We start from the raw sequence: 12329 nt of genomic DNA on the forward strand, positions 1-12329 counted from the left end.
CCCCCGACCTTTCTCCCCCAACCTTTCTCAATGTCGATGGATCGCGCATCGCGCTGCGCCATAGCGCCGGTTTGACGCCGGGCATTGTCTGGCTCGGCGGCTACAAGTCGGACATGCTGGGCACGAAAGCGCAGACGCTGTCGGACTGGGCGGCAAAAGAGGGCCGCGCCTTCCTGCGCCATGACTATTCCGGCCATGGCGAATCCGGCGGCGCCTTTGCCGACGGCACGATTTCGACATGGCTTTCGCAAAGCCTTGCCGTGTTCCGGAAGTTTGCCAAGGGCCATCAGATCCTGGTCGGCTCCTCAATGGGCGCCTGGATCGCGCTGCGCATGGTGCAGGAATTGCGCAAGGCGGGCGACACCAATGTCGTCGGCCTGGTGCTGCTGGCGCCGGCGCCGGATTTTACCTCTGAGCTGGTCGAACCGGCGCTGACCGCCGCGCAGAAGCGCGCCCTCGCCGAAAAGGGGTTCTTCGCCGAGCCGTCGGACTATTCCGCGGAACCTTACATCTACACGCGCGCGCTGATCGAGGACGGGCGAGCCAACCGGGTGATGACCGGGCCGATCGACACCCATTGCCCGGTCCACATCGTGCAGGGCCTGGCCGATCCGGACGTGCCGTCGAGCCACGCTCTGAAACTGGTCAGCCTGCTGCCGGCCGACGATGTCACGCTGTCGCTCATTCCCGACGGCGATCACCGCCTGTCGCGGCCGCAGGATCTCGACATGCTGGTGCGGGCGGTCGGCGACATGGCCGGGCGGGGCAGGTGACGATGCGCCTTTCCATTCCGATCTCGGCCTTCGTCGCGGCCATCGTCGGCTTCGGCGGTACGCTGGCCATCGTCATTGCCGCCGCCCACGCGGTCGGCGCGACGCAAATTCAGACGGCGAGTTGGGTGACGACCATTTGCCTGGCCATGGCGATCGAGAGCCTGTGGCTGTCCTGGCGCACGAAAATGCCTGTCATCACCGCCTGGTCGACGCCGGGTCTGGCGCTGATGGCAGCCTCGACCGGCTTTTCGATCGGCGAGGCCGTCGCCGCCTTCATCGTCACCGCCATCCTGTTGATCGCCACCGGCCTATTCCGGCCGTTGACGCAATTGATCTCCAGGATACCGCCCTCGGTCGCCTCAGGCATGCTGGCCGGCATTGTCGTCACCTTCGCCCTCAATGCGGTCAAGACCATTCCCGTCGATCCCTGGCTGATCCTGCCTCTGATCGCGGCCTTCTTCTTGATCCGCCTGTTCCACCCGGCGCTGTCGGTGCTGTCGGTGCTGATCGGCGGCGGTCTGGCCGCGTTTCTCACCGGCCGTGTCGGTGGCCTGCCGACGCCGGAATTGTCGACGCTGACGCTGATCGCGCCTGATTTCACCGCCAAGGCATTGATCGGCCTCGCGCTGCCGCTCTATCTCGTCACCATGGCCTCGCAGAACCTGTCGGGCCTCGCGGTGCTGCGCGCCGCCGGCTACCACCCGGAGCCCGGCCCGCTGATCGGCGTCACCGGCCTGTTTTCCCTGCTGTCGGCGCCGTTCGGCGGCTCGACCACCAACCTGGCGGCGATTTCGGCGGCGATCTGCACCGGGCCGGACGTCCATCCCGACCCCGCCGAGCGCTGGAAGACCGGGCCGTTCTATGCGCTCGCCTATCTCATCTTCGCGATTTTCGGCGCCTCGCTGGTGGCGATCTTCGCCGTCCTGCCGCAGAGCCTGATCGTGCTGGTGGCAGGGCTTGCGCTGATGGCGTCGCTCGCCAATGCGCTGGCGATCGCGCTGAAGGACGAGGCCGACCGCATGGCCGCCACCGTCACCTTCGTCGTCACCGCTTCGGGGCTGACCCTGTTCGGCGTCGGTGCCGCATTCTGGGGGCTGATTGCCGGGTTGGTCATGCTTTTCCTCGACAGGCTCAAAAAGCGATAATCATTTCAGACCCTTGTCCGGTTTTGGCGGACCTTGTCTTGAATCGCCGTTTTTGCCTTCCCATTTCGATTCCACGCAGCCAGTCTTGGCTGTCTCCAACCGAAGGAATGGGAGAAAATGAACACATCTGCATTGATCCGCCCGGCCTGGACGCCGGCAACCATCGCGTTGATGGTGATCGGCTTCATGGTGTTCTGGCCGCTCGGCTTCGCCATGCTTGCCTACATCATCTGGGGCGACCGGCTCGACGGCTTCAAGCGTGACGTCAACCGCGCGACCGACGGCATCTTCGCCGGCTGCCGCCGCGGTTCAGACAAGGCTGCGCGCTGGGGCAATGGCTCCGCCCGCACCGGCAACGTCGCTTTCGACGACTGGCGCGAAAAGGAGCTTGAGCGCCTCGCCGAGGAACGTCGCAAGCTCGACGACATGCTGACCGAGTTCGACGACTATGCCCGCGAACTGCGTCGCGCCAAGGACCAGGACGAGTTCGACCGCTTCATGGCGAAGCGCAACAAGTCGACCGCGCCGGCGAAGACCGATCCGAGCACCGGCACGACCCCCACCAAGCGTGGCAAGGGCTCGAATCTGCTTGACGACTGAGGCCGAGCGACAGGCCCGATCGTGAAAAAAACGGCGTCGCTTGAGCGGCGCCGTTTCTTTTTGTTCTAGTCGTTTTTCTCGAATCGCGTATCGTCCCGCCATGACCATCGGATTCTTTCGCAATCTGACGAAGCCCAAGGCCACGCCCGTCGTGGAGCGCGAATATTGCGTCGCCGGCCGCACCCTGCCGCTCAAGATCGTCGAGAGCGCCAGGGCACGGCGCCTGACGCTGCGCATCGATTCCGGCGGCCAGGGCCTGCGCATCACCGTGCCACCCGGCCTGCGCCGCGGCGAGGTGGACAGGTTCCTCGACCGCCATCAGGACTGGCTGGAGCAGCGCCTGGCCAAGGTGCCGACGCGCCCGCAGGTGCGGCCGGGCATCAAGATCCCGATCCGCGGCGTGCCGCACCGCATCGTCCATGAGCCGTCAAAGCGCGGCACCGTCACCGTGTCGCGCGACGAGCGTGGGCCACTGCTGATCGTCCATGGCGACCGGATACACCTGCCGCGCCGCATCGCCGACTTCTTGAAGCGCGAGGCCAAGAAGGAGATCGAGAAGCTGGTGATCAAACACACCGAGGCGCTCGGCAAGCGTGCCAAGGCGATCCGCTACAAGGACACGTCCAGCCGCTGGGGCTCGTGCACCTCCGAGGGCAATCTGTCCTTTTCCTGGCGCATCATGATGGCGCCACAGCCGGTCATCAACTACCTCGTCGCGCATGAAGTGGCGCATCTCAAGGAGATGAACCACGGCCCGAAATTCTGGAAACTGTGCGAAAAACTCTGCCCCGACACCGACCGCTGCAAGGATTGGCTGAAGCGCAATGGCGGCGCGCTGCAGGCGATCGTGTTTGAGTAGTCAGTCGTCATTCGCCGCATTGAGCTCTTCCGGCCGCAAGCCTTCATCGCCATGATGCGGCCAGGGCAAGAAATTCCGGTCGAAGTCATCGCCGCCGAAATAATCCAGCGCCCGGTGTGCTTCGGCGCCGTTGAAGGCGGCCTTGTCCATCAGATGCGCGATGACCTCGCGCGCCTGCGCGACCTTCTGCTTGAGTTCCGCAACCGTTCTGTCGGCCATGATCGTTCTCCCGCCCGGCATGCTGTCATTCGAATCCCGTCCATCAATAGGTAGCGCCTTTGGCGTTGCCGGCAAACAGCATGCTTTTTCTCGACTCTGTCGCGATTTCATGTCAATTCCCGCGCCATGGCGCTCGACATCAAGATCTGCGGCTTGAAGACCGACCAGGCAATGGCCGCGGCGCTGACCGGCGGCGCCAGCCATGTCGGGTTTATCTTCTTTGCGAAGAGCCCTCGCTATGTCGAGCCAGTGGAAGCTGGTCGTCTGCGCGAAGCCGCGCGCGGCAAGGCCTTGGCGGTCGCCGTTACCGTCGATGCGAGTGACAGCTTCCTGGACGAGATCGTCACGGCCATGCGGCCCGATATGCTGCAACTGCATGGTTCGGAAACACCGGGGCGCGTTGCCGAGCTGAAGGCCCGCTATGGGCTGCCGGTGATGAAGGCGCTGCCGCTCAGCGAGGCTGCCGATCTCGACCGGATCAAGCCATTCATCGGCATTGCCGACCGGTTCCTGTTCGATGCCAAGCCGCCGAAAGGCTCCGAGCTACCGGGTGGCAATGGCGTCGCCTTCGACTGGCGCATCCTTGCCGGCCTTGACGCCGGCGTCGATTACATGCTTTCCGGTGGGCTCAACGCCGCCAATATCGGCGATGCCCTTCGGCTTGCGAACCCGCCCGGAATAGACATTTCGTCCGGTGTGGAAAGCGCGCCGGGCGTCAAGGATCCGGCGCTGATCGAACAGTTTTTCCGGGCCGTCCGGGCAGCACGTGACGACCGCGCCGCCTGAGTGGGCTTAACCAGAGCATGTCCCGGAAAAGTGGAATCCGGTTTTCCGATAAGGACATGCTCAAGAACTAGATAGGCAGCATGTCCCGGAAAAATGGGAACGGTTTTCCGACAAGGACATGCTCAAAACATAAGATTTAGGAGATCGGCGATGGACCAGCCGGCGACGCCCAATTCCTTCCGCACCGGACCCGATGAACAGGGCATGTTCGGCATTTTCGGCGGTCGTTTCGTAGCCGAAACGCTGATGCCGCTGATCCTCGACCTGGAGCGGCACTGGAACGAGGTCAAGAACGATCCGGATTTCCGGGCTGAGCTGACCGATCTTTCGACCCACTATGCCGGGCGGCCGTCCAAGCTCTATTTCGCCGAAGGCCTGACCAAGCATCTTCGTGAGGTTTCCTCGGCGAAGGGCCTCGGGGGCGGCGCAAAGGTCTATTTCAAGCGCGAGGATCTGAACCACACCGGCTCGCACAAGATCAACAACTGCCTCGGCCAGATCCTGCTGGCCAAGCGCATGGGCAAGAAGCGCATCATCGCCGAGACCGGCGCCGGCCAGCATGGTGTGGCGTCCGCCACCGTCGCTGCCCGCTTCGGCTTTCCCTGCGTCGTCTATATGGGCGCCACCGACGTTGCCCGCCAAAGCCCCAACGTGTTCCGCATGAAGCTGCTCGGTGCCGAAGTGCGGCCGGTCACTGCCGGCCACGGCACGCTGAAGGACGCCATGAACGAGGCGTTGCGCGACTGGGTCACCAATGTCGAGGACACCTATTACCTGATCGGCACCGCCGCCGGCCCGCACCCCTATCCGGAGCTGGTGCGCGATTTCCAGTCGGTCATAGGCACCGAGGCGCGCGCGCAGATCCTCGAACAGGAAGGCCGGCTGCCCGACACCATCATCGCCGCTGTCGGCGGTGGCTCGAATGCCATCGGCCTGTTCCATCCCTTCCTTGATGACAAGGAGGTCAAGATCATCGGCATCGAGGCCGGCGGGCGTGGCCTCGACGGCATCGAGCATTGCGCCTCGATGAATGCCGGTTCGCCCGGCGTGCTGCACGGCAACCGCACCTATCTCCTGCAGAACTCCGACGGCCAGATCATGGACGGCCATTCGATCTCGGCCGGCCTCGACTATCCCGGCGTCGGCCCGGAACATTCCTGGCTGCGCGACTCAGGCCGCGTCGAATATGTGCCGATCCTCGACGACGAGGCACTGGAAGCCTTCAAGCTGACGACGCGCGTCGAAGGCATCATTCCGGCGCTCGAATCGGCGCACGCCATCGCGCACGCGGTGAAGATCGTACCCGCCATGGACAAGGACCAGATTGTCATCGTCAACCTGTCCGGCCGGGGCGACAAGGACGTGCACACAGTGGCCTCGATGCTGGGCATGGAGATCTAGGCCCTTTGGACAGTTTCGACTTGGGAGTTGATTATGAGCAAAATTTGTCCAAAGGGCCAGACATGACGACCCGCATCGACCGCCGCATGGCGAAGCTGAAGACCGAAGGCCGCCCGGCACTCGTCACCTATTTCATGGGCGGCGACCCCGACTACGACACGTCTTTGTCGATCATGAAGGCGCTTCCCGGCGCCGGCTCCGACATCATCGAACTCGGCATGCCGTTTTCCGATCCGATGGCAGATGGCCCAGCGATCCAGGCGGCGGGCCTGCGGGCGCTGAAAGGCGGCCAGACGCTGGTCAAGACGCTGAAGATGGCGTCCGAGTTCCGCGCCGGTGACAATGAAACGCCGATCGTGCTGATGGGCTACTACAACCCGATCTACATCTACGGCGTCGACCGCTTCCTGAAAGACGCTCTGGCCAGCGGCATCGATGGGCTGATCGTCGTCGACCTGCCGCCGGAGATGGACGAGGAACTCTGCATTCCGGCTCTGAAAGCCGGCATCAACTTCATCCGCCTGGCGACGCCGACCACCGACGACAAGCGGCTGCCGAAAGTGCTGCAGAACACGTCGGGCTTCGTCTACTACGTGTCGATGACCGGCATCACCGGCTCGGCGCTGGCCGACACCGGCAAGGTGGCGGCGGCGGTCAACCGTATCAAGGGCCACACCGACCTGCCGGTCTGCGTCGGTTTCGGCGTCAAGACCGCCGAGCAGGCGCGTGTCATCGGCGCCAATGCCGATGGCGTCGTCGTCGGCACGGCAATCGTCAATGCGGTCGCCAATGTGCTGGGGCCGAAGGGCGAAAAGACCGCCGACCCGGCCGAGGCCGTTGCCACGCTTGTCAGCGGCCTGGCGCAAGGCGTGCGCTCGGCCCGCCTTGCTGCTGCCGAATAGTTTTCCTACCTCTTTACCCAACTCTTCGTCAGGACAGGAGCCGAAGCGATGAACTGGATCACCAATTACGTTCGCCCGAAGATCAATTCGATGCTCGGCCGGCGCACCGACATGCCCGAGAATCTCTGGATCAAGGATCCGGAGACCGGCGAAATGGTGTTCCACAAGGATTTGGAATCCAACCAGTTCGTCATCCCGTCGTCCGGCCACCACATGAAGATCTCGGCCAAGGAGCGGCTGAAATTCTTTTTCGATGACGGCAAGTACGAGACCCTGGACAATCCCAAGGTCATGCAGGATCCGCTGAAATTCCGTGACGAGAAGCGCTATGTCGACCGGCTGAAGGATGCCAAGGCCAAGACCGGCCTCGAAGACGCGATCATCAACGCACTGGGCACCGTCGAGGGCCTGCCGGTGGTGGTAACAGTGCAGGACTTCGCCTTCATGGGCGGCTCGCTCGGCATGGCGGCGGGCGACGCCATCGTGCATGGTTTCGAAGTCGCCTTGCAGCGCAAGCGGCCGCTGATCCTGTTCGCCGCCTCCGGCGGCGCCCGCATGCAGGAAGGTATTTTGTCCCTCATGCAGCTGCCGCGCACCACGGTCGGCGTCGACCGGCTGAAGGAAGCCGGTCTTCCCTATATCGTCGTGCTGACCAATCCGACCACCGGTGGCGTCACCGCTTCCTACGCCATGCTGGGCGACGTGCACATTGCGGAGCCTGGCGCGCTGATCGGCTTTGCCGGCCCGCGCGTCATCGAGCAGACCATCCGTGAAAAACTGCCAGATGGCTTCCAGCGCTCCGAATATCTGATGGAGCACGGCATGGTCGACATGGTGGTGTCCAGGCTGGAGATGCGGGCCACGATCGCGCGCCTGCTGAAGATGCTGCTCAAGATGCCGGAGGCGGAAAAACCGCTGGAGCCGGAAATCCTGCCGCCGTCGGTGATCCCTGCTGAAGCCAGGCCGCAGGCCTGACGCGACACTGTGCATGTCGCCCAAAAGTGACCTCGGTTTTGGGAAAACGACATGCACAAAACACGACTTTGACCGCCGCGAACAGTGATTGCGTCATGTCCATGGCGCGCTGTAGCCTTTTGATTGCCATGGCCATTCCGGAATTGATTCTGGTCCCCGGGCCGTGCGCCAGGATTCTGTCATGACAACGCTCGCTGCCGACCGCGAAATCGAAGCCCTCATGGCGCTTCATCCGAAAGGTTTTGACCTTTCGCTCGACCGCATCACGCGGCTCTTGGAGCGGCTGGGCAATCCGCAGGACTTGCTGCCGCCGGTCATTCATATTGCCGGCACCAACGGCAAGGGCTCCTGCGCCGCCTTTTCCCGCGCGCTGCTTGAAGCCGCTGGCCACCTTGTCCATGTCCACACCTCGCCGCATCTGGTGAACTGGGCCGAGCGCTACCGGCTGGCCGCCGAAGGCGGCGGCAAACTGGTCGACGATGAGACCTTCGCCGAGGCTATTGCCCGTGTCGCCAAGGCCAATGACGGCCAGAAGATCACCCTCTTCGAAATCCTCACCGCCGTCACCTTCATCCTGTTTTCCGAACATCCGGCCGAAGCCGCCATCATCGAGGTCGGTCTCGGCGGCCGCTTCGACGCCACCAATGTTGTCGCCAGGCCCGCCGTGTCCGTCATCATGCCGGTATCGATGGACCACGAAGCCTATCTCGGCGACCGCGTCGAACTGATCGCGGCCGAAAAAGCCGGCATCATGAAGCGCGGCTGCCCGGTGGTCATCGGCGCGCAGGAGAGCGAGACGGCGCTGCAGGTGCTGATCGAGACCGCCGAGCGGTTGGAATGCCCGACCTTCGTCTACGGCCAGGATTTCCTCGCTTTCGAGGAAAACGGCCGCATGGTCTACCAGGACGAGGACGGCCTGATGGACCTGCCGCCGCCGCGCCTGCCTGGGCGCCATCAGTTCGCCAATGCGGCGGCAGCGATCGCCGCGGTCAAGGCGGCCGGCTTCGAGATCAGCCATCGCGCCGCCGAGAAGGCGATGACTAGTGTCGCCTGGCCTGGCCGCATGCAGAAGCTGGCACAGGGCCGGCTGGCGGAGCTGGCGCCGAAGGGCGCCGACATCTGGCTCGACGGCGGCCACAATCCGGGCGCCGGCGTGGTCATCGCCGAAGCGCTGGCCGAGCAGGAGGAAAAGAACCCGCGCCCGCTCTTCCTCATCTCGGGCATGATCAACACCAAGGATCAGAGCGGCTATTTCCGCGCCTTCAAGGGCCTCGTCCGGCATGTCTACACCGTGCCGGTGAGCCTGAGCGATGCCGGCGTGCCGAACGACGAACTGGCGATCCGCGCCACGGACGCCGGGCTGACTGCCGAGCCGGTGAGTTCCGTCGCCAACGCACTGATGCTACTGCGAGACACCTGGGATGGCCCGGCGCCGCGCATCCTGATCGGCGGGTCGCTCTATCTGGCCGGGGCGGTGCTGGCCGAGAACGGCACGCCGCCGACCTAGAGCAATTCCAGGAAAAGTGTGAGCGGTTTTCCGTCCGGAATTGCGTCAAAACAAAGAGTTAGAGCGGTTCGCCGTTTCCATGAAACGGTGAAACGCTCTAAACGCTTGACGACCAACGCAGGGAGCCTGTGATGATCAAGGTAAAGCAGCTCGCCCATGTCTGCATTTTCGCGCATGATCTGGAAGCGACGCGAAGCTTCTACCGCGATGTGCTCGGGCTGGACACGCGGTTCAATTTTCTGCGCGACGGCAGGATTTTTGGCTTCTACCTCGATTGCGGCGGCCGCAGCCATGTCGAGGTGTTCCAGAAGGATGCCACCACCTACAGCGAGCTCAACCAGATCAACCATTTCTGCCTGGAAGTCGAAGGCATCGACGCCGCGATCGCTCATATCAAGTCAAAGGGCATCGACGTGACCGCCAAGAAGCACGCGTGCGACGACACCTTTCAGGCCTGGATCCGCGATCCCAACGGCGTGAAGATCGAGCTGTTCGAGTACACCGACAAAAGCGCGCAGTTCATCGGCGGTGACCGGATCGCCGACTGGTGACTAGAGCAATTCCAGGAAAAGTGTGAGCGGTTTTTGGAGTGCGCCCCTCGGAGCGGACAGGATCAAGCGGCAGTTTTGACCATCTTCCGGGCGTGTTGGTCTTCGAACTGTTGCGGGCTGAGATAGCCGAGCGCTGAATGCAATCGGCGGGTGTTGTAGACCTCATCAATGAAGCGGGGAAGGTCCTCAGCGACGTCGGTGAAGGTTTCATAGGCCATCGGATAGATGGCTTCGACCTTCATCGTCTTCATGAAGCTTTCCGCTTTGGCATTATCGTAGGGATTGCCGCGCCGACCCATCGATCCAATAAGATCGTGCTCGGCGAGAAGATTGCGATAGAGGAGCGCGGCATATTGCGCCCCTCGATCCGAGTGATGGACGCAGCCCGGCGGCGGCTTTCGCCGTTCGATTGCCGCCTTCAATGCTGCAACGGTCAAGCGCGCGTCGATCGAACGGCCGATGGCGTAACCAACGACCTTGCGGGACCAGGCATCCAAGATGACCGCGACGTAGACGAAGCCTGCCGCAATCGCCACGTAGGTTATGTCGCTTACCCAAAGCCGGTTCGGGCCATCGAGTGTCACGTCCTTCGCCAGGTTCGGGAAGATCGGCAATTCATGATTGCTGTCCGTGGTGGCGATGAAGCGTCGCCTGATCCTGGGCTGCAGATCATGCTCGCGCATCAATCGTCTGATCTTCTTGTGGTTCACGACAATGCCGCTCTGCCGCAGCGCCGCCTGCATGCGGCGATAGCCGTAGGCTTCGAAGCTGTCGGAGATCTCACCCATCGTCTCGACGAGCGCTGTGTCATCCACGGCGGTTTCGGGCTGATCGTAGTAGGTTGATCGCGCGATCCCCATCAGCCGGCATCCTTCAGCGATGGAGACACCGCGGGGCCGGTGATCACGGATGTAGGCCCGCTTCTGGGACGTGGTGCGCTTTTCAGAGCCCCCTTTAGAAACTCGATTTCCAAGGCTTGCCGGCCTACCAGCCGCTCCAGCGCGGCGATCCGAGCCTCATAGGTCTGCATCGTCTCGGCCGCCGCTACATCCTCGTCGAAGGCGCCGGCCTCGTATTTCTGGACCCAGATACGGATCAGGTTACGCGCTAGTTCGTGCCGCCTGGCCAGACCATGAAGCGTCTCGCCGGAGAGGAACTCTTGCACTACCTGACGTTTGAACTCGATGCTGTGCGCGCGATGTGCAGTCATGGCTTCCATCTTTCGAAAGCCCGGCTTCCAAGTCAATTCTGCTTAGTCAAGCTGTCCGCTCCGAAGGGCGCATTCCATTTCCCGGGAAGAGCGCGTAGCGCTTTCCCTTTGGGAATTGCGTCAAAACAAAGAGTTAGAGCGGTTCGCCGTTTCCATGAAACGGTGAAACGCTATAGACATGCTCTAGAAATCCCAAGGCGAGATCAGCTCAAGCTTGGCCGGAGCGAAGTCGTTGAGATTGCGCGTCGCCAGCCGGCCTCCATTCACGCGCGCTATCGCCGCGATCATGCCATCGGGAGCTGACATGCCGCGACCTTGGTGCGTCGCGGCCCCCATGATCTCGCCGTAAGCCAAGGCAGCCTCTTCCGTCAGTCCAAAAATCCGGTCGGCAAATCGATGCCGCCATCGGGAAAGTCCCTGTCCCAGCCGATCCGCACGCTCGTCAGGTCGTATCTTTTGAATACCGAAGGCGATTTCAGCAATCGTCACTGTGGGAAGGGCCAGTTCGGCGTCATTGCGCACAAGCCACGCCAGCACGGCTGGGTCCGGCGTCTTCTTCAGAGACTCCGAAATCACGTTGGTATCGACGAAAATCAAAGCTCAATTCCTGAATGAACCTCGCGACCTCCGCGAATAACTTTCTCCAGATCAATGTCGACGCCACTGCTTGCGGTCAGGCTGGCATAGAAGGTTGAGGCGGGTTCGCGGCCAGCTTCCCGGATCTCGTAGGATTCAAGGGCGCGTTCGACCACGTCGGCTATCGAGCGGTTCTCGCGACGAGCAAGCCTATGAGCCAGGTCACGTGCTTTAGCGCTGCGGACTGAGAGCTGTGGTTCGGCCATCTCAAACTCCCTTTTGGAGAGATATAGACCGATGCGTGTCTGCCATCAAGATGGCAGATGATGGCGTGCCATCACCGTGATGGGTTTCCAGCACCCCGATCAGCGTTCAACGGCGGATCACTTCAGCTCGATCTCGATGAACGCGTATTCGCCGTCATTGGCGCTGATGACGTCGTGTTCGACGCCCTCCTTGCGGAAATAGGGCGCGCCTTTCTTCATCTCGGCAAAGGTTTCGCCGTCCTTGGTCACCAGCTTCAGCTTGCCGTCCATCAGCGGCACCACGACATAGTCGTGGCCGTGGCGATGCCAGCCGGTGTTGTCGCCCGGCTGGAAGCGGTACTCGGTGACGATGACGCGCTCATTGTCGATGAAGACGGTGGCCTTGGCGGATCCGGTCATGTCGCTCTCCCTGTTTCTGCTGCCAACAGAAGACATGGTGTGCCCCGATGTGAGGGCCAGAACGGGTTGGCCGATGGCGCCAACAAAAAGCCCGGCGCGACGACCGGGCTTTTGCAATCAGAAATTTCAAAGCAATTCCAAGAAAAGTGTGAAGCGGTTT

General features: G+C 62.4%; 16 protein-coding genes. 10 read left to right on the forward strand and 6 right to left on the reverse strand.

Annotated elements, in window-relative coordinates:
• The first annotated feature begins 71 nt into the window (after positions 1 to 71).
• The 4 genes from HB778_RS16955 (at position 72) to HB778_RS16970 (ending at position 3377) form a co-directional block, all read left to right on the forward strand.
• A complete protein-coding gene (locus tag HB778_RS16955) occupies positions 72 to 773 on the forward strand; it encodes an alpha/beta hydrolase (RefSeq protein WP_244661940.1) in 702 nt (233 codons plus the stop codon).
• Positions 774 to 775: 2 nt separating this feature from the next.
• Positions 776 to 1918: a benzoate/H(+) symporter BenE family transporter gene (locus HB778_RS16960; RefSeq protein ID WP_183464853.1), complete on the forward strand. Its 1143-nt coding sequence runs from the start codon at positions 776 to 778 to the stop codon at positions 1916 to 1918.
• Between the two features lie 117 nt (positions 1919 to 2035).
• On the forward strand, positions 2036 to 2518 hold the full coding sequence (locus HB778_RS16965) for a DUF2852 domain-containing protein (protein WP_027047647.1): 483 nt from the start codon (positions 2036 to 2038) through the stop codon (positions 2516 to 2518).
• A gap of 100 nt (positions 2519 to 2618) precedes the next feature.
• Positions 2619 to 3377, forward strand: coding sequence for a M48 family metallopeptidase (locus tag HB778_RS16970; protein WP_183464854.1), 759 nt, complete (start codon positions 2619 to 2621; stop codon positions 3375 to 3377).
• On the opposite strand, the gene HB778_RS16975 is transcribed toward HB778_RS16970, so the two are convergent.
• Positions 3378 to 3596 (reverse strand): hypothetical protein, encoded by a 219-nt coding sequence (locus HB778_RS16975; RefSeq protein ID WP_095200738.1) that lies wholly within the window; start codon positions 3594 to 3596, stop codon positions 3378 to 3380.
• A gap of 126 nt (positions 3597 to 3722) precedes the next feature.
• On the opposite strand from HB778_RS16975, the gene HB778_RS16980 reads away from it, so the two are divergent.
• The 6 genes from HB778_RS16980 to HB778_RS17005 all read left to right on the forward strand — a co-directional run bounded on the left by HB778_RS16980 (position 3723) and on the right by HB778_RS17005 (position 9718).
• Entirely contained in the window at positions 3723 to 4382 is a 660-nt protein-coding gene (locus HB778_RS16980) for a phosphoribosylanthranilate isomerase (protein WP_183464855.1), read from the forward strand.
• A 150-nt stretch (positions 4383 to 4532) separates the two neighbouring features.
• The gene (gene trpB, locus HB778_RS16985; protein WP_183464856.1) at positions 4533 to 5783 is read left to right on the forward strand and encodes a tryptophan synthase subunit beta; all 1251 of its coding nucleotides are present in this window, start codon (positions 4533 to 4535) and stop codon (positions 5781 to 5783) included.
• Between the two features lie 62 nt (positions 5784 to 5845).
• A complete protein-coding gene (trpA, locus tag HB778_RS16990) occupies positions 5846 to 6685 on the forward strand; it encodes a tryptophan synthase subunit alpha (RefSeq protein WP_010912924.1) in 840 nt (279 codons plus the stop codon).
• A 48-nt stretch (positions 6686 to 6733) separates the two neighbouring features.
• On the forward strand, positions 6734 to 7660 hold the full coding sequence (accD, locus tag HB778_RS16995; RefSeq protein ID WP_183464857.1) for an acetyl-CoA carboxylase, carboxyltransferase subunit beta: 927 nt from the start codon (positions 6734 to 6736) through the stop codon (positions 7658 to 7660).
• Between the two features lie 181 nt (positions 7661 to 7841).
• Positions 7842 to 9167 (forward strand): bifunctional folylpolyglutamate synthase/dihydrofolate synthase, encoded by a 1326-nt coding sequence (locus tag HB778_RS17000; protein WP_183464858.1) that lies wholly within the window; start codon positions 7842 to 7844, stop codon positions 9165 to 9167.
• Positions 9168 to 9298: 131 nt separating this feature from the next.
• Positions 9299 to 9718: a VOC family protein gene (locus HB778_RS17005; protein ID WP_183464859.1), complete on the forward strand. Its 420-nt coding sequence runs from the start codon at positions 9299 to 9301 to the stop codon at positions 9716 to 9718.
• A 62-nt stretch (positions 9719 to 9780) separates the two neighbouring features.
• Here the strand turns inward: HB778_RS17005 and HB778_RS17010 are convergent, their stop codons facing one another.
• The 5 genes from HB778_RS17010 to HB778_RS17030 form a co-directional block, all read right to left on the reverse strand.
• Positions 9781 to 10629, reverse strand: a complete 849-nt coding sequence (locus HB778_RS17010) for an IS3 family transposase (protein ID WP_183465006.1) — start codon at positions 10627 to 10629, stop codon at positions 9781 to 9783.
• Positions 10578 to 10928: a transposase gene (locus HB778_RS17015; protein WP_183460044.1), complete on the reverse strand. Its 351-nt coding sequence runs from the start codon at positions 10926 to 10928 to the stop codon at positions 10578 to 10580. Before HB778_RS17015 ends, HB778_RS17010 begins: the two co-directional genes overlap by 52 nt.
• 183 nt (positions 10929 to 11111) lie before the next feature.
• The gene (locus tag HB778_RS17020) at positions 11112 to 11525 is read right to left on the reverse strand and encodes a type II toxin-antitoxin system VapC family toxin (protein WP_183464860.1); all 414 of its coding nucleotides are present in this window, start codon (positions 11523 to 11525) and stop codon (positions 11112 to 11114) included.
• Positions 11522 to 11770, reverse strand: coding sequence for a type II toxin-antitoxin system VapB family antitoxin (locus tag HB778_RS17025; protein WP_095200746.1), 249 nt, complete (start codon positions 11768 to 11770; stop codon positions 11522 to 11524). Before HB778_RS17025 ends, HB778_RS17020 begins: the two co-directional genes overlap by 4 nt.
• A 117-nt stretch (positions 11771 to 11887) precedes the next feature.
• On the reverse strand, positions 11888 to 12169 hold the full coding sequence (locus HB778_RS17030; protein WP_019862676.1) for a cupin domain-containing protein: 282 nt from the start codon (positions 12167 to 12169) through the stop codon (positions 11888 to 11890).
• Between the last annotated feature and the right edge of the window lie 160 nt (positions 12170 to 12329).

This window comes from Mesorhizobium huakuii, assembly GCF_014189455.1.
In the GTDB taxonomy this organism is placed as follows: Bacteria; Pseudomonadota; Alphaproteobacteria; order Rhizobiales; family Rhizobiaceae; genus Mesorhizobium; species Mesorhizobium huakuii_A.

Coding starts and splice junctions, on each gene's coding strand:
- HB778_RS16975 (WP_095200738.1), bottom strand. CDS start 3,596: ATGGCCGACAGAACGGTTGCGGAACTCAAGCAGAAGGTCGCGCAGGCG.
- HB778_RS17025 (WP_095200746.1), bottom strand. CDS start 11,770: ATGGCCGAACCACAGCTCTCAGTCCGCAGCGCTAAAGCACGTGACCTG.
- HB778_RS16965 (WP_027047647.1), top strand. CDS start 2,036: ATGAACACATCTGCATTGATCCGCCCGGCCTGGACGCCGGCAACCATC.
- HB778_RS16960 (WP_183464853.1), top strand. CDS start 776: ATGCGCCTTTCCATTCCGATCTCGGCCTTCGTCGCGGCCATCGTCGGC.
- HB778_RS17030 (WP_019862676.1), bottom strand. CDS start 12,169: ATGACCGGATCCGCCAAGGCCACCGTCTTCATCGACAATGAGCGCGTC.
- HB778_RS16970 (WP_183464854.1), top strand. CDS start 2,619: ATGACCATCGGATTCTTTCGCAATCTGACGAAGCCCAAGGCCACGCCC.
- HB778_RS17005 (WP_183464859.1), top strand. CDS start 9,299: ATGATCAAGGTAAAGCAGCTCGCCCATGTCTGCATTTTCGCGCATGAT.
- HB778_RS17000 (WP_183464858.1), top strand. CDS start 7,842: ATGACAACGCTCGCTGCCGACCGCGAAATCGAAGCCCTCATGGCGCTT.
- accD (WP_183464857.1), top strand. CDS start 6,734: ATGAACTGGATCACCAATTACGTTCGCCCGAAGATCAATTCGATGCTC.
- trpB (WP_183464856.1), top strand. CDS start 4,533: ATGGACCAGCCGGCGACGCCCAATTCCTTCCGCACCGGACCCGATGAA.
- HB778_RS16980 (WP_183464855.1), top strand. CDS start 3,723: ATGGCGCTCGACATCAAGATCTGCGGCTTGAAGACCGACCAGGCAATG.
- HB778_RS17015 (WP_183460044.1), bottom strand. CDS start 10,928: ATGACTGCACATCGCGCGCACAGCATCGAGTTCAAACGTCAGGTAGTG.
- trpA (WP_010912924.1), top strand. CDS start 5,846: ATGACGACCCGCATCGACCGCCGCATGGCGAAGCTGAAGACCGAAGGC.